Here is a 15,166-nt window from a genome sequence, read left to right on the forward strand (position 1 = left end):
GATGTGACTTATGCAGGATACGATTCAGAGTCGGAATCAATTTATTAAAGCAATATCCCAGCGAGGAGTGATAATTGCGGGAATTATACTGTTGGGCGTCGGTGGTGCAATGATATATAGATGGATGCAAATGGCATCGGTTGAACAGGAGGCTGATGCACCTGTGATAACGCCTGTAATTCAAACAGTAACTGCACTAGGGCGATTAGAGCCACGGGGTACAGCGATCGCGCTTTCGGCTCCAACGTCAAGTCAAGGCAATCGAGTTGAGCGATTACTGGTGCAAGAGGGCGATCGCATTCAAGCAGGTCAAGTTATTGCCATTTTAGACTCGCACGATCAACGTAAAGCTGCTCTTGAAGAAGCAGAGGAACAAGTAAATGTGGCACGCGCTCAACTCGACGTCATTCAAGCAGGTGCAAAACAAGGTGAAATCAATGCACAACAAGCAGAAATTGCTCGATTAAGTGCAGAACGTCAAGGCAATATCGAAGCACAAGTAGCAACTGTAGCTCGGTTGCAATCAGAGTTGCAAAATGCTCAAGCCGAGTTCAATCGTTATCAATTACTGTATCAGGAAGGAGCAATTTCAGCATCTGAACGTGACAGCAGACGCTTAGCATTAGACACGGCTCAAAAATCTGTCCAAGAAGCGCAAGTTAATCTCGCTCGCCTGCGTTCGACAACTCCTGCGGAGTTGAACAGGGCAAGAGCAACGCTAGAGCAAATTGCTGAGGTGCGTCCTGTCGATGTGCGTTCGGCACAAGCAGAAGTGAATCGAGCGATCGCTGCCCGCAATCAAGCAAAGGCAAGTTTTGAGCAATCAGTAGTGCGTTCTCCGATTGATGGTGAAGTGCTAGATATTTATACACGAGCGGGTGAAGTGGTTTCGACAGATGGCATTGCAGAGATTGGGCAAACGCAACAGATGCGAGCGATCGCAGAAGTCTATCAAAGCGATATTAGTAAAGTTCAGGTCGGGCAACGAGTTCGAGTAACAAGCGATTCAATTGCGAGTGAATTAGCAGGGACAGTTGAACGGATTGGTTCTCAAGTACGCCGACAAGCGATCGTCAACACCGATCCTAGCGCCAATATTGATGCCAGAGTGATTGAGGTGCAGATCAACTTAGATGATGCCTCCAGTCAAGAAGCTGCCAAATTTACGAATCTTCAAGTTCAGGTGGTGATTGAACAATGATTGGCTTCATTCAACAATTACAGCGTCGCACTCCTCTTGGATGGCTACAACTAAGCCACGAGAAAGGTCGCTTACTAGTTGCACTAGCAGGCATTGCTTTTGCAGATGTGCTGATGTTTATGCAGCTTGGCTTTCAAAATGCATTATATGACAGTAATACTCGTGTCAGTCGTGCGATGTCAGCCGACATTATTCTACTCAGTCCCAAAGCCCTTAATCTGCAAAATTTATCTACCTTTTCACGGCGGCGACTGTTCCAGGCAAAAGATGTTCCAGGTGTCCAAACGTCAACTGCACTATACATTAACAGCATCACCTGGCGAAATCCTCAAACTCGTCTCAATGCCACTGTGCAAGTGTTAGGATTTGCACCCGACGAGCCAGCGTTTGACTTACCAGAAGTTAATCAACAACTTGACAAGCTGAAGTTACCGGATACAGTTCTTTTTGATCGCGGTGCTAGAGGTCAGTATGCAGAGGCGATCGCCCAAGTGGAGCAGGGAAAAACAACGACTACTGAAGTCGATCGCCGGACATTAACAATCGCAGGGCTGTTTAGCTTGGGAGCGTCTTTTGGCGCAGATGCCAACTTAATGGTGAGCGATCAAACCTTTCTCCGCCTCTTTCCGCGACGAGATGCTGCTAGCGTTAGCTTGGGGTTGATTCAAGTGAAATCGGGATACAATCCTCAACAAGTTGCTGCTGCCTTAGAATCTCATTTACCTGAAGATGTACGCGTACTGACAACTCAGGAGTATCTGCAATTTGAAGAAAACTATTGGAGAACTGCAAGCCCAATTGGATTTGTGTTTGGGCTAGGAACTGTCATGGCGTTTGTCGTTGGCGTTGTGATTGTGTATCAAGTCCTATCAACTGACGTGAACGCGCACATCAAGGAGTACGCCACCTTCAAAGCTATGGGCTACAGTAATTCCTACTTATTAAGCGTTGTGTTTGAAGAAGCAATTATCCTGGCATTTCTCGGATTTATCCCTGGTGCTATTCTTCCTTTGGGACTTTATGCTCTAGCTGCTAACGCAACTGCTTTACCAATTTATATGACAGCTTCAAGGGCTGTATTTGTCTTAGTACTAACGGTTGTAATGTGTGCGCTTTCAGGGGCGATCGCAACTCGCAAACTCCAGTCCGCTGATCCAGCAGATATGTTTTAGGAACGAACAATGGCGATCGCTATTTCAGTTCAAGATCTCAATCACTACTTTGGTCAAGGTCAACTTCGCAAGCAAGTCTTATTTGATATTAATCTCGAAATTAACACAGGCGAGATTGTGATTATGACCGGTCCTTCGGGTTCTGGAAAAACAACATTACTCACCTTGATTGGTGGATTGCGGTCTGCCCAATCTGGCAGCTTACAAGTTTTGGGGCAAGAATTGTGCGGCGCAACACCTCAAAAACTCACGCAAGCCCGAAAACATCACGGATACATCTTTCAAGCACACAACTTGCATAGCAGCTTAACGACGTTACAAAACGTCAAAATGGGTTTGGAATTGCATCGAGAGATACCTCCAACAGAGATGAAAGCGCGAGCAATTAGGATGTTAGAACAAGTAGGATTAGGAGAGCGCACCAATTATTATCCTGATGGTTTATCTGGCGGACAGAAACAAAGAGTTGCGATCGCCCGTGCGCTGGTTAGCCATCCTAAACTAGTACTTGCAGATGAACCGACTGCGGCATTAGATAGCAAATCTGGTCGAGATGTGGTCAACCTGATGCAAACTCTTGCAAAAGAGCAAGGCTGCACAATTTTACTAGTGACCCACGACAATCGGATTTTAGACGTTGCCGACCGCATTGTTCACATGGAAGATGGAGTATTAAAGCGCAATACGGCTTCACCAGTAGGTTAGTGTTTAGTATTGATGCAGTTATTTTGGCACTGGATCGTATCCACCTGGATGCCAAGGATGACAACGCAGCACCCGTCGCATAGCTAAAATTCCGCCGCGCCATACTCCAAAGCGTTCAACTGCTTCCATTGCATACTGCGAACAGGTAGGATGAAAACGGCAAGTAGGAGGAAATAGCGGTGAAATTAAAATACGATAGCCGCGAATTAAGAAAAGAATCAGACGTTTCATCACAGAGCCAAATCTAGATAGAGTGATACAAGAATCCTTATCTTCAGCTTAAGTCAAGACCTTGCTTACTTTAACTCAGTTAGAATCAGTACCATTGTGGCAGCCAATTACCGTTGTAGGAACGTGGGTAGGTGCGATCTTATTAATAGCATTAGTTGCCAATCGCTATACTAGTGCCGACTCAGAAATTACGCGCAAGATTGTTCACATTGGCACAGGTAACATCATTTTGTTTGCTTGGTGGTTAGATATACCTGCAAGTATAGGTATTGGTGCTTCAGTTGTAGCGAGTATCGTTACTCTGCTCTCATATAAATTTCCGCTACTACCTGGAATTAACAGTGTTGGACGCCAAAGCCTCGGCACGTTTTTCTATGCAGTAAGTATTGGTGTTTTGGTTGCTTGGTTTTGGTCTGTAGAACAACCTCAATATGCAGCTTTAGGCATTTTGGTAATGACGTGGGGTGATGGATTAGCTGCCTTAGTTGGTCAAAGATTTGGCAAGCATCGCTACAAAATTTGGGGAATTCAAAAAAGCTGGGAAGGTTCTTTGACAATGACTATCGTCAGTTACATCGTCAGTAGCCTAATTTTTTTGGGGATACAAGGTAATGTCTGGCAAACCTGGTTGATTTCACTAGTTATTGCCTTAGTTGCTACTACTCTAGAAGCTTTCTCCAAATTTGGTATTGATAATTTGACAGTTCCTCTGGGTAGCGCAGCGATCGCTTTTGCTTTAAGTCAGTTGCTGTAGGTTAAGCCAATCGTAAGTGTCATTCTTTGCCAAACTACTACCATAAGTTGGAATTCTAGTTTGTGAATCTGATTGCACAATAAACAAAGAACACTAGGAGGTGGAAATGGAGAAGCGACGCTTAGGCACAACCGATATTCAAATTACTCCCATCTTAATGGGAACATGGCAAGCTGGTCAAAAACAGTGGGTTGGTATTGAGGATGAAGAAAGTATCAAAGCCATTCGCGCTGCCGTGGATGCTGGCATTACAACAATTGATACGGCAGAGGTTTATGGTAATGGTCACTCAGAACAAGTAATTGCACAAGCCTTAAATGATGTACCACGCGATCGCATTGTTTATGCCACAAAAGTTTTTGCCAATCATTTGAAACACGATCAAGTGCTCGAAGCTTGCGATCGCTCTCTCAAAAACCTAAAAATCGACTATATCGACCTATACCAAATTCATTGGCCTTCGGGTTCTTTCAATACAGAAATTGTCCCTATTGAAGAAACGATGGGTGCTTTAAATCAATTAAAGCAGCAAGGTAAAATTCGGGCGATCGGGGTTTCTAATTTCTCCCGCCCTCAATTAGAAGAAGCTGCACAGTATGGACGCATTGATAGCATTCAGCCGCCTTACTCGCTGTTTTGGCGCTGGGTTGAGAAAGACGTGATGCCTTACTGCATTGAGCATAATATTTCGATTCTTGCCTACTCTCCTCTTGCCCAAGGGTTATTAACAGGAAAATTTGGTCGAGATCATCAATTTGATCCCCAAGATAACCGTGCCAAAAATAAACTATTTCAAGGCGAAAACTACGAACGGGCGCAGCAAGCTTTAGAGAAACTTCGTCCGATTGCTGACCGTCATCAAGCTTCCCTGGCTTCTTTGGCGATCGCCTGGTTAATCGCCCAACCCCAATCCCAAGCTATTGTTGGTGCAAGAACCGCAGAACAAGCTGTTGGTAACGCTAAAGCCGCTACAGTACAACTAAGTCCTGAAGAATTAGCAGAAATTGACGCTATTGGTCGCATCGTGACCGACCATTTAGACGAAAACCCAGTGATGTGGAATTGGTAGAAAGAATAGAGGACGCTGCGCAGATCTACGGTTCAGAGGTTAAGGGGTTTACAAAGGAAAGTTATTGGTGTTTTGCTGAATATGTCGGTTGTTGTTGCAAAGTTCAAAGACTTTTAAACTTGAGTAAATACCCACTTGCAGTTATCAAACAACGTGATAACTTAAATATTAAGGCACCAGATGGATAAAACCACATCCAAAAAGGTTCTCGGCTCGGTGTCTCCCGTCGTAGAACTACCAACAGCAAATACCAAGCATAGCTTCAGAGGCAACACACCTAAAATGGTAACGCCTAACCTTGGTCAAGAAAGACGCTTCTATGCTGGAGTTGCGATACTAGTAAACCTTAGTTGTTATTCCACTTATCTCTCTATTCCACATTCAATTTGAAGAAGTTGAGTCTTATTTCCTAAAGGGTCTAGTCCATCTATTCTGGCTAGACCCTTGACGTTTGATAAGCCACAAGCAATTAGCACTAATCACCAGTAGTTAGTAGCTTTGAGAGCTTTTCAATGTGAGTGCCCACTCGCTTAATAAAGAATTAACTTGTTCTGGGACTTCATCATGAGGGCAGTGTCCTGCCCGTAAAAAATATTCCGTCAATTCTGGATAATACTTGCGAAACTTAGGCGATCGCTCTCTAGCATTCATCCAAGGGTCAGCTTCTCCCCATAATAGTAGTAAGGGACAATCCAACTGTCGTAGCAGCGTGTCAACTTTTTCCCCTTGAGGAGTACTGAACACAGAGGCAAAAACATCGATGGCACCAGGATCGCAAGCAGGACGGTAAATGTCTTCTACTAATTGATCTGTGATCGCACTTTTATCAAGGTATACCTTTTCTAAGGTTTGCCGGATAACCCAAGGTTGACGGATGTACTGAAATAATAAGAAACGTCCTAAGGGCTGCTGAAAAAACCACTTTGCCGACTCTTGCAAGAATTTCTGCACAAAATCAGACTGTTTTGGTGGTTGAATCTCTGATTGTACTGCTTCTGATTCCGGCGTAGGCTGATCTTCATGAAAAGGACCTGCACTATTTAATAAAACTAATCCCGCAGCTGCGTCTTTTCGCTGGGCAGCAACACACAAACTAGTATATCCACCCAAAGAGTTACCGGCTAACACAACTGGCTGACCAATGACTTCTCGAATAAAGTCATACAACTGATCGCGCCATAGATCTCCGCTGTATTGCCACTTTGGCTTAGCAGAACGCCCAAAACCTAATAAATCAACTGCCCATACTTCAAAATCACGCGACAGCCCAGCAACGTTTTTTCGCCAGTGGTCGGTTGAAGCACCGAATCCATGTATTAGTAGTATCGGTGGATGCTGTGAAGATTGTCCAGCGCGTACATAATAAATTGACTGCCCTCGCCACTGCCAATATTTGCCAGGAATTGAGGTAGTAGCAGAAGTCACCTGCATAATCTCAATAAATGTTAAGTTACTTTAATAATCTTAACGCGGAGTATAACCATGTAATCTATGTAAATAGATAGGTTAAATTTGCATTTATCAATACAAGTGATTACAGGTAAAACACAACTACTTGGCGTTATGGGGCATCCGGTAGAACACTCACTGTCTCCGATAATGCATAATGCAGCGATCGCCCACTTAAAGCTCGATTATGTCTATCTACCTCTATCAGTTAAACCAGAAGCTTTAACAACAGCAGTTGCTGGATTTGCAGCAATCAACTTAAAAGGCTTTAATGTAACGATTCCCCATAAACAGGCAATTCTACCGTTGCTGTCAGAAATTTCTCCTGTCGCTCAAGCTGTGGGGGCTGTAAATACGGTTTGGCGTAAGGATAATACTTGGGTAGGTACTAACACTGATGTCGAAGGCTTTCTTGCTCCTTTACAAGATTTAAATCGCGATTGGAGCAGTGCTGTAGTACTTATTTTAGGCAATGGAGGAGCCGCTAGGGCAGTTGTAGCTGCTTGCGCTCAATTAGGTTGTCTGAGAATTTATACTATCGGTCGTAACTACCAAAAGCTGCAGCAGTTTTATGCTAGTTGGAATGATGCGGATATCAGCAGTAAACTACAAGTTCATTCTTGGGACAAACTACCACAGTTGATTCCTCAAGCAACCTTATTAGTAAACACGACTCCTATTGGCATGCATCCGCACACTGAAGCATCACCATTAAGTATTACGGAAATGAAGCTCTTATCTTCAGAAGCGATCGCATACGATTTAGTTTACACTCCACGTCCCACTCAGTTTCTCCAACAAGCTGAAAAACAAGGTGTAATGACAATAGATGGACTAGAAATGCTCGTCCAACAAGGTGCGGCTGCGCTAAAAATCTGGTTACAGCAATCAGTACCTGTCGATATTATGCGACAGGCATTACAACAGCAATTAATCAAGTGTTAGCTGAGACTTGATTCAGCTGTAGGCATCACAGACTGAACCTCGGCATTAAGAGTCACAAAATAAAGCTCTATGTTGATATCAGGATAGCGCTTGCGAATCTCCCAATAAGCTCGATTTAAATAATCTGCATGAACTTGTTGTTCGCGTTCTCGGTCATTGCTCAACTCAAGGTCAATTTTACGAGCGTATGCTCCACAATCTTGATGATCTAAGACGATCACTTTTGTGATGTGATGTAAATTGTGAGATAACTCTAGTTGATCCCAAAATGCCTCGGCTTCAGCAGTGTGGGGAAAGCCAGATAATGCTAGAGAAGCACCCGCCAAAGCTGTCCAGTCATATTGATTGCTAAGATGTTGAAGCGACAAAAAATATCGCTCTGTTTCTAGAAAGCGAAAATCAATACAACTAAGTACTAGTGCTTTCGCCTGATGATTTGCGGTAGCTGGTATTTTTAGCAAAAGAGGAAAAGCAACAATTCCAGGCAAGAGCGATCGCAAAAAATGACGACGAGGAAATTGATGAGGTTGACTACAGGCACAGCCACTAATTTGTTGCATTTTGATATCTGGTATAAATGTTTCTATAAAAAGAAATAAGCTCGTATGGCACTCATCAAACTAGAGGCAATTTAGTCGTTTGATCTTCACGAACAGATATTAACTCTTGATGGCATCCTAGTTCAGGAGACAGCGCACAAATTGCGGCATCGGTAGTTTCAAAACAGTTTTCTTGACCTATTTTGTCGAGTAAGCCACTACGTTCTAGCATTATGCTTTACCTGGGGTTGCAACCCACTCAGTAGTAAGCTATAGTTTCGTCATTTTAAGTCATGGTCAATGTCTTCTAGCGCAACAAGTCGAGCGGTGTCCATATTAAGCACAAATCGCATCCGTTTTGTACTTGACCCAGCTATTTTTAATATGCTTGATGCTTTAGTAGAAGTATTTGACAATCATCTAGTTGAAGTGCGTGATGCGCCCGAAGTCAATTTCATTCTGGCGACCAACGCCAATTATAACGGTTCCAGCTATACACGCCTTGAATTTCGTATTCTGCGCCATTACTCAAACGAACAATACAGCTTGTAGTATTATTCCCATCATATGCCTCTTTAATTTGGAGTACAGTACAGCTATACCATTCACGCTGACAAGGACCTGTTTCTTGTACCCATTCCCACAAGCCATTTGAGACTTCAATGCGATCGCCAACTTTGAGTCTCAAAGCATCTTCTGTCTCATCTGCATATTCGGCAATGTGAACTGGTTTGATGCGATTTAACCATTGCAAGCCGTAGCGATCGCGAATAAACTGCACTTTTCCAGAATCACGGCTCATTAACCAATCATTCAACAGTTGAATTTTCCAATCACGTTCTTGCTGTTGTTGTTCTTTAATGTATTCCCAAAAACTACGACGTTCCTCTATTGTGAGTTCTGCAAGTGGGTTTGTAGAAGCACGATTTATATCTTCGAGTGAACTTTGCTGATGTGCGATCGCTTGAATCAGAATTTCTTTTTGCTGTTCAGTAAGAGCGCAGCCAGCTGCTTCACAGTTGTTAAATGCTGCTTGCAGGGTAGCTTCGATCTCCGCAGGGTTCATAGCAAGTTAAGTCTCGGTTCCCTATTTTACGATATAAAGTTGAATACAAAACTTCTAAAAATGCTTGTCCATACAAAAAACTCAGCTTAAGCTGAGGTTGGTAACAACTACTGTTTTTCTGTCTTCGTCTATTATGTATCGCGGTTTTACTGTCATTCTCGTCACCTGCTTCATCGGGCTGATAACTTGTTTCTGGAGTCCTTCAGCACTAGCACTCACTCAAATTAAACTATCTAATGTTACTTATCACGAGTGTCCCCAAGAACTCTCCGAAGGAGCAGTAACAAGTGGGACTACAATGGCAGCAAACTGTTTTATTGTGACTGGTAAAGCTGAAAATGCTTCTAACAAACCAGTCTATGATGCTGATATTTTTGGCAGAATTTACGATGCCAACAACGAACCCGTCATGCAAAATCGTACTCGGTTGGGTTCCATTACCGAAGTACCACCAGGCATCAGCGACTTTGAGCTAAGAATTTCTGTACCGGCTAATCAGCCTACTCCTTTAAAGTTAAAGCAGTTTAAAGCAGCCGGTTTTAGTGGTCAAGTCCGACGGTAAGTCAGATTACTCTTTAGTAGTAAGCGAAGGCTCCTGGTAATCCACCGATCAAACTACCTGCTACTTGTAATAGCAAAATGGCCAAAATCGGTGAGATATCAATTCCTCCTAATGGAGGAATGAACGAGCGAAATAGATTTAAATAAGGGTCAGTAATCTGGCTAATTGCTGCAAAAGGTTGAGAATACCAATCAATGTTAGGAAACCAAGTGAGCAGCACCCGAATGATTAAGATGTAGGTGTAAATGGTGATGAATGTAACGAGTGTACTCGTCAGTAAGTAAATGGAACTCATAGATAGGAAGTCAGTTACTAAATTGCATTTAGACCAAGAATGATTTTAATTTAGCCGATATTAACGCTTTTGGGATCTTTAACAAGAAAGATCTGCAAACTCATTGACATTAACCGCAGGTCGTGTACTAGGAATCCTGAGACACCGATCGCTCGCTATCTGGTTGATTGCCGTTAACTTGTCCTAGTGTCAATCGAACTTCATCAATCGTTTCATTGAGTTGAGCAATTTTGTCTTCTAAACTGCGCCGTGCAGTTTCAATACTCTGATCGGAGTATGCTGCTTTGAGTGGGCGTCGCTTCAGTCTATTATTGTCGGATAATTTTGAGTTGCGCTTTTCGGGAAGATCGCCTGTTGCTTCATAATTAGCATTTTGGGAAGCTAGTAAAGCTCCAATAACACCACCTACAATCCCTCCAACAATTGTGCCAGTTAAAAAACCACTGGCAAAGCTATCACGTTGATTCATATTAATTACCGCCTTCTGGGAATACGCTGTCACCTGGTGCTCAATTGCTTGTTATTGATTTTCCCCAATTAACAAAATTGTAGACTTTATGAAGTAACTATCGTTGCACTCCGGCTGCTTAATTCATCTTATTCAAATGGTAGGCGATTAAGCTTATTGCTGAGAGTTTAAGTTTCTTAAGTCCCGAAAGTGCGATCGCCCGCATCTCCTAAACCAGGAACAATAAATCCGTCTTCGTTAACCATTTCATCAATTGTTGCAGTATAAATCACTAAACCTGGATAAGCTCCACCTATTTTTTGCAGTGCCGGAGGAGCGACAACAACTGAAATAATCCGCGTCAAACTGGGATCAACTCCCCGTTTTTCTAATTCTGCTAATGTCATCATAATTGAGCCACCTGTTGCTAACATTGGCTCAGTGATTAAAACTCGTGTCTCTGGCGCGAACCGTTCAGGGAGTTTATTCAGGTAGCAACTTGCTTCTAGTGTTTTTTCATCGCGGACTAAGCCCAAGTGATAAACTGATGCCAAAGGTAGCAGTGTTTGCGCTCCTTCTAGTAAAGCTAATCCTGCGCGTAAAACAGGAACAACAGCGATCGGTACTTCAGGATTAACTAAAGTTGCAGGTGCATTCGCCAAAGGCGTATCTATAGTTACGTCTTGCGTGGGTAGCCAGTCTCTTACTGCTTCATAAGTTAACCAGCGTCCTAATTCTGTCATAGCACTTTTAAAGAGAACTGAAGGCGTAGCAGCATCACGAGCAACGCCTAGCCAATGCTGAATTAATGGGTGGGGTGGAACGTAAACACGCAACTGCAGCGTCATAGTCTCATCAGATTACTGGTCTGCATCATCATACTCTCTTCCAACGCGGCTTGGGAGGTTGTCATGCCATTTTGCTTTCAGGTTGCTACATATTGGGGAGCAGAGGAGAATTGTGATTTGTTGCAACTATTTTTGAATTGGTATCAGTCGTTAAACATTAAGTTTATTTTTGGAGACAGGGAGATATTCTTTTTACGTTCCCAGGTTCTGGTGTTCCCAGTCTTTGAGTAACCTTGATTGCCAATTCAATGGAGAGTTTTTGCACTTTGTTGAAAATTATTTTCATTAGCTATTGACAAGATTTATCAATCAAGTTTATATTGACTTTCAGTGTTCTCCTCTCTTTAAAGATCGGCAGACGGGGTTAGTCAGCAGTAGCAGACTGATCCCTATTTTTTTATAGGCTCACCCCTTAGTAACTAGTGCTTAGCGATCGCAAGAAGCGTTACACTATATTTCGAGAATTCTTGTAACCTAATATTTTCATGCTTGCTAATTCCTTGCGATCGCATCCAAATGCTCACCTGTGCTTCGACGCCATCATTATAGGTTCTGGTATTGGAGGACTAGTGAGTGCAACTCAGTTAGCAGCAAAGGGTGCTAAGGTTCTCGTTCTTGAGAGCTATACGATTCCTGGTGGTAGTTCAGGATACTTTGAAAGAGAAGGCTATCACTTTGATGTTGGGGCTTCGATGATTTTTGGCTTTGGGACTCAAGGTACAACTAACCTACTCACAAAAGCTCTAGAAGCGGTTGAAGTCAAACTAGAAACAATTGCCGACCCTGTGCAGATTCACTATCATTTGCCCAAGGGCATTGAGCTAAAAGTCCACAAAAATTATGAGAAATTTTTGCAAGAGCTAGGAAATATCTTTCCGCATGAGAGGCAAGGAATTCGTCAATTCTATGATGAGTGCTGGAAAGTTTTCAACTGCCTCAACTCGATGGAATTATTATCGCTGGAAGAACCTCGATATCTAGCACGAGTCTTTTTTCAGCATCCTCTTGCTTGCTTAGGATTAGTCAAATATTTACCAAAAAATGTTGGAGACATAGCGCGGCGCTACATTAAAGATCCAGAATTACTCCAATTTATTGACATAGAATGCTACTGTTGGTCGGTGGTTCCTGCAAATTTAACGCCTATGATCAACGCAGGAATGGTATTTTCCGATCGGCATTATGGCGGAATTAATTACCCCAAAGGTGGTGTAGGTCAAATCGCCCAAAAACTGGTGGCAGGATTAGAAAAAGCAGGTGGAGAAATTCAATACAAAGCACGGGTTAGTAAAATTTTACTAGATGGCGATCGCGCCATTGGCGTTGAGTTAGCTTCGGGCAAAACTTACTACGCTAAACGAATTATCTCTAACGCGACACGCTGGGATACGTTTGAAAAGCTACTTCCTGCTGATGAAATGCCAGCAGCAGAACGTAAATGGCAGCAAAGATATCAAAAGTCACCTAGTTTTTTAAGTTTACATTTGGGTGTGCAAGCTGATGTTTTGCCCATCGGTACTGAATGTCATCATATTGTGTTAGAAGATTGGCAAAATATGGCAGATCCTGAAGGGACGCTCTTCGTTTCCATTCCAACTTTACTCGATTCAGATTTAGCACCTGCTGGTTATCACATTGTCCATGCCTTTACACCGAGTTGGGTAGATGATTGGCAAGCACTTTCATCAAGTGAGTACGAACAAAAGAAAGAAGCTGCAGCAGGACGTGTTATTGAACGCCTGGAAAAAATATTCCCTGGGTTGGATGCAGGATTAGATTACATGGAAGTAGGTACGCCGCGCACTCATCGACGTTTTCTCAATCGCAATGACGGTACCTATGGACCGATACCCAAGCGTAGGTTACGGGGGTTGTTAGGAATGCCCTTTAATCGTACTGCAATTTCTGGTCTTTACTGTGTTGGTGATAGTACCTTTCCTGGACAAGGTTTAAATGCAGTAGCATTTTCAGGATTTGCGTGTGCACATCGCGTAGCAGTAGATTTAGGTTTGTAAGAGCATTAAGTAACGTCAAGTAATGTAATATTGCTTAAGACTTTACCTTCTTCTAGTAGTTGGGTAAGGGTATGAGCAGGGAGTGGACGGCTAAAGTAGTACCCTTGTATTTCGTCACAACCTTTGTTTTGTAAGTAGGTTAACTGCTCCTGACTTTCGACACCTTCAGCAATGACACTCAAGTTAAGACTATGAGCTAGAGAAATAATTGCATCAACAATCGCTGCATCGTCAGAGTCTACTACTAAGTCACGGACAAAAGACTGATCAATTTTCAGGGTATGAATCGGAAATCGTTTGAGGTAGTTTAAAGAAGAATAACCTGTTCCAAAGTCATCAACCGAAAGTACAATTCCCATGTTATGCAATTGTTGCATGATATTTATAGATTGTTGGATGTTGTCTACCATCAGGCTTTCAGTTAACTCAAGTTCAAGATAATGTGGATCTAGACCTGTTGTCTCTAAAACTTGAGACACTGTTTCGACAAGGTTTTGTTGCTTGAATTGACGCGCTGATAAATTAACTGCAATTTTCAATGAGGGAAACCCTTGTGCTTGCCATGCGAGGCTTTGAGCGCAAGCTGTACGGAGAACCCATTCACCAATTGGAACAATTAAACCTGTTTCTTCCGCAATGGGAATAAACTTTGCAGGAGAGACTAACCCTCTTACCGGATTTTGCCAGCGAATGAGAGTTTCGACACCAATTATGCGTCCGCTGTGCAGAGAAACTTGGGGTTGGTAGTGTAGTAAAAGTTCACCGCGATCCAGTGCACAATATAGTTCATTTTCTAAAGCTAGCCGTTCTTGTAAACTACTGTTGAGATCAGCTGAATAAAAATGATAGTTATTTGATTCTTGTCTTTGTGCTTGATGCATTGCCGTATCCGCACACCCGACAAGATGATCGATATTTGTCGTGTCACTAGGATAAATCGCGATCCCTACACTGGCACCAGTAGTAATTTCATGATTATCAATCGCGAACGGCTTAGCAACGGTGTCACAAATTTTTTCAGCTAAGCTAACAATATCGTCAACAGTGCGAAAACGAGTTTGCACAATCGCAAATGTGTTGCTACCAACACGTGCCAAAATGTTGTTGTCACTTATGCAATTAGTAAATCTTTGAGCCGCACTTCTCAGTAGCACATCTCCAGCATGATATCCCAAAGTATCATTAATTCTTTTGAGACGATTTAAGCTGAGGAACATCACTGCCAACGTTTGGTGGCTATCTTGGGCTTGCGATACAGCCTGTTGCAACCGATCGCGAAATAAATCTCGGTTTGGCAAACCTGTTAAATCGTCATAGCTTGCCATGTAATCAATCACTTGATCGAGTTTTTTGATTGTGTGAACTGTATCTGCCATGAGAATTCCTGCTTCATCAGTAAATTCTGTGGGCAAGTTTGGCAGTTGTTTGTGAAGTAAGTATTTTCTTAATCCTAGAAAGGTGAGTGATATTGGTGCTAGTAGATTATGCAGTGCATAGAGTGTTAGGGCTGTACCTATCAAAGTAGCCAATAGAGCAATAATGATAATACGCAGCTTCAATTGGAAAGGAAAAGTTGTTGTGCTAATAAAATATATGAGTAAACTTAAAAGAGGTATATGAGTGCCTACAAAGGCAACAATCATAATTTTTCCTTTGTAGCTTTTTAACAGTGAAAAACGCGACAAAAATGAATACAACTGAAGGCTAGGATGACGCAGATTTGCGATTATACTCATATTTTACAGCCTATTGCAGTTTTATGAGGCACAGTAGCAACAGTGAGTAAACCAGTTTTTCAAATGCACGGGATTAATTAAATCGAGTGCAGTGGCAATGAGAAGATCAACCCTGAATGCAGTAGTTGGGG

At 42.7% G+C, this 15,166-nt stretch carries 17 protein-coding genes; 8 read left to right on the top strand and 9 right to left on the bottom strand.

The window, feature by feature from the left end:
- Positions 1–10 precede the first annotated feature (10 nt).
- Genes IQ230_RS13045 through IQ230_RS13055 form a run of 3 tightly spaced genes read left to right on the top strand, consistent with a single transcriptional unit; the run spans position 11 to position 3,078 of the window.
- Positions 11–1,201, top strand: a complete 1,191-nt coding sequence (locus IQ230_RS13045) for an ABC exporter membrane fusion protein (RefSeq protein WP_193932412.1) — start codon at positions 11–13, stop codon at positions 1,199–1,201.
- The gene (devC, locus tag IQ230_RS13050; protein ID WP_193932413.1) at positions 1,198–2,373 is read left to right on the top strand and encodes an ABC transporter permease DevC; all 1,176 of its coding nucleotides are present in this window, start codon (positions 1,198–1,200) and stop codon (positions 2,371–2,373) included. The genes IQ230_RS13045 and devC overlap by 4 nt, the downstream gene beginning before the upstream one ends.
- Before the next feature lie 9 nt (positions 2,374–2,382).
- The gene (locus tag IQ230_RS13055; protein ID WP_193932414.1) at positions 2,383–3,078 is read left to right on the top strand and encodes a DevA family ABC transporter ATP-binding protein; all 696 of its coding nucleotides are present in this window, start codon (positions 2,383–2,385) and stop codon (positions 3,076–3,078) included.
- 18 nt (positions 3,079–3,096) lie between these two features.
- On the opposite strand, the gene yidD is transcribed toward IQ230_RS13055, so the two are convergent.
- Positions 3,097–3,309, bottom strand: a complete 213-nt coding sequence (yidD, locus tag IQ230_RS13060) for a membrane protein insertion efficiency factor YidD (protein ID WP_228054855.1) — start codon at positions 3,307–3,309, stop codon at positions 3,097–3,099.
- A gap of 61 nt (positions 3,310–3,370) precedes the next feature.
- Here yidD and IQ230_RS13065 point away from each other — a divergent pair, with 61 nt between their 5' ends.
- Both IQ230_RS13065 and IQ230_RS13070 read left to right on the top strand, forming a co-directional pair.
- Positions 3,371–4,063 carry a diacylglycerol/polyprenol kinase family protein gene (locus IQ230_RS13065; protein WP_193932416.1) on the top strand — a complete coding sequence of 231 codons (693 nt, stop codon included), beginning with the start codon at positions 3,371–3,373 and terminating at the stop codon, positions 4,061–4,063.
- 106 nt (positions 4,064–4,169) lie between these two features.
- Positions 4,170–5,132 (top strand): aldo/keto reductase, encoded by a 963-nt coding sequence (locus tag IQ230_RS13070; protein WP_193932417.1) that lies wholly within the window; start codon positions 4,170–4,172, stop codon positions 5,130–5,132.
- Positions 5,133–5,621: 489 nt separating this feature from the next.
- On the opposite strand, the gene IQ230_RS13075 is transcribed toward IQ230_RS13070, so the two are convergent.
- Complete coding sequence (locus IQ230_RS13075) at positions 5,622–6,563, bottom strand: alpha/beta fold hydrolase (protein WP_193932418.1); 942 nt, start codon at positions 6,561–6,563, stop codon at positions 5,622–5,624.
- 93 nt (positions 6,564–6,656) lie between these two features.
- Here IQ230_RS13075 and IQ230_RS13080 point away from each other — a divergent pair, with 93 nt between their 5' ends.
- Entirely contained in the window at positions 6,657–7,526 is an 870-nt protein-coding gene (locus IQ230_RS13080; RefSeq protein ID WP_322742407.1) for a shikimate dehydrogenase, read from the top strand.
- Here IQ230_RS13080 and IQ230_RS13085 read toward each other — a convergent pair.
- The 3 genes from IQ230_RS13085 to IQ230_RS13095 all read right to left on the bottom strand — a co-directional run bounded on the left by IQ230_RS13085 (position 7,523) and on the right by IQ230_RS13095 (position 9,131).
- A complete protein-coding gene (locus IQ230_RS13085; protein ID WP_193932419.1) occupies positions 7,523–8,086 on the bottom strand; it encodes a carbonic anhydrase in 564 nt (187 codons plus the stop codon). The genes IQ230_RS13080 and IQ230_RS13085 overlap by 4 nt on opposite strands.
- Before the next feature lie 55 nt (positions 8,087–8,141).
- A complete protein-coding gene (locus tag IQ230_RS13090) occupies positions 8,142–8,297 on the bottom strand; it encodes a hypothetical protein (RefSeq protein WP_193932420.1) in 156 nt (51 codons plus the stop codon).
- Between the two features lie 222 nt (positions 8,298–8,519).
- Complete coding sequence (locus IQ230_RS13095) at positions 8,520–9,131, bottom strand: hypothetical protein (RefSeq protein ID WP_193932421.1); 612 nt, start codon at positions 9,129–9,131, stop codon at positions 8,520–8,522.
- 133 nt (positions 9,132–9,264) lie between these two features.
- Between IQ230_RS13095 and IQ230_RS13100 the strand changes: the two genes are divergently transcribed.
- Positions 9,265–9,693 carry a hypothetical protein gene (locus IQ230_RS13100; protein ID WP_193932422.1) on the top strand — a complete coding sequence of 143 codons (429 nt, stop codon included), beginning with the start codon at positions 9,265–9,267 and terminating at the stop codon, positions 9,691–9,693.
- A gap of 13 nt (positions 9,694–9,706) precedes the next feature.
- Here the strand turns inward: IQ230_RS13100 and IQ230_RS13105 are convergent, their stop codons facing one another.
- The 3 genes from IQ230_RS13105 to upp all read right to left on the bottom strand — a co-directional run bounded on the left by IQ230_RS13105 (position 9,707) and on the right by upp (position 11,284).
- A complete protein-coding gene (locus tag IQ230_RS13105; protein WP_228054858.1) occupies positions 9,707–9,988 on the bottom strand; it encodes a YggT family protein in 282 nt (93 codons plus the stop codon).
- Between the two features lie 127 nt (positions 9,989–10,115).
- The gene (locus IQ230_RS13110; protein WP_193932423.1) at positions 10,116–10,457 is read right to left on the bottom strand and encodes a hypothetical protein; all 342 of its coding nucleotides are present in this window, start codon (positions 10,455–10,457) and stop codon (positions 10,116–10,118) included.
- 176 nt (positions 10,458–10,633) lie between these two features.
- Positions 10,634–11,284, bottom strand: a complete 651-nt coding sequence (gene upp / locus IQ230_RS13115) for a uracil phosphoribosyltransferase (protein WP_193932424.1) — start codon at positions 11,282–11,284, stop codon at positions 10,634–10,636.
- Positions 11,285–11,769: 485 nt separating this feature from the next.
- Between upp and crtH the strand changes: the two genes are divergently transcribed.
- The gene (gene crtH / locus IQ230_RS13120; RefSeq protein WP_193932425.1) at positions 11,770–13,299 is read left to right on the top strand and encodes a carotenoid isomerase; all 1,530 of its coding nucleotides are present in this window, start codon (positions 11,770–11,772) and stop codon (positions 13,297–13,299) included.
- Positions 13,300–13,304: 5 nt separating this feature from the next.
- Here crtH and IQ230_RS13125 read toward each other — a convergent pair whose 3' ends face one another.
- Positions 13,305–15,035, bottom strand: coding sequence for a putative bifunctional diguanylate cyclase/phosphodiesterase (locus IQ230_RS13125; RefSeq protein WP_193932426.1), 1,731 nt, complete (start codon positions 15,033–15,035; stop codon positions 13,305–13,307).
- Positions 15,036–15,166 lie beyond the last annotated feature (131 nt).

Source organism: Gloeocapsopsis crepidinum LEGE 06123 (assembly GCF_015207655.1).
In the GTDB taxonomy this organism is placed as follows: Bacteria; Cyanobacteriota; Cyanobacteriia; order Cyanobacteriales; family Chroococcidiopsidaceae; genus Gloeocapsopsis; species Gloeocapsopsis crepidinum.